This is a genomic window from Pseudomonas sp. BJa3, from assembly GCF_026343815.1.
GTDB lineage: Bacteria > Pseudomonadota > Gammaproteobacteria > Pseudomonadales > Pseudomonadaceae > Aquipseudomonas > Aquipseudomonas soli.
Window position 1 is genome coordinate 1 of sequence record NZ_JAOXMC010000490.1, and the last position, 241, is coordinate 241.

At 59.8% G+C, this 241-nt stretch carries 1 protein-coding gene; it reads left to right on the forward strand.

Features of this window, described 5'->3' with window-relative positions:
- Positions 1-241 (forward strand): SDR family NAD(P)-dependent oxidoreductase (locus tag OH705_RS28520; protein ID WP_267303609.1); only part of this gene is annotated, 241 nt, incomplete at both ends.

Genomic DNA, 241 nt, shown 5'->3' on the forward strand with positions numbered 1-241 from the left:
GATGCGGTCACCAAGGAATTCGGCGGTATCTCGATTCTCGTCAACAACGCCGGCATCACCCGCGACAACCTGTTGATGCGGATGAAGGACGAGGACTGGCAGGCCATCCTCGACACCAACCTGACCAGCGTCTATCGCACATCCAAAGCGGTGATGCGCGGCATGATGAAGGCGCGCAAGGGCCGCATCATCAACATTGCCTCCGTCATCGGAGTCACCGGCAATGCGGGGCAGGCGAACT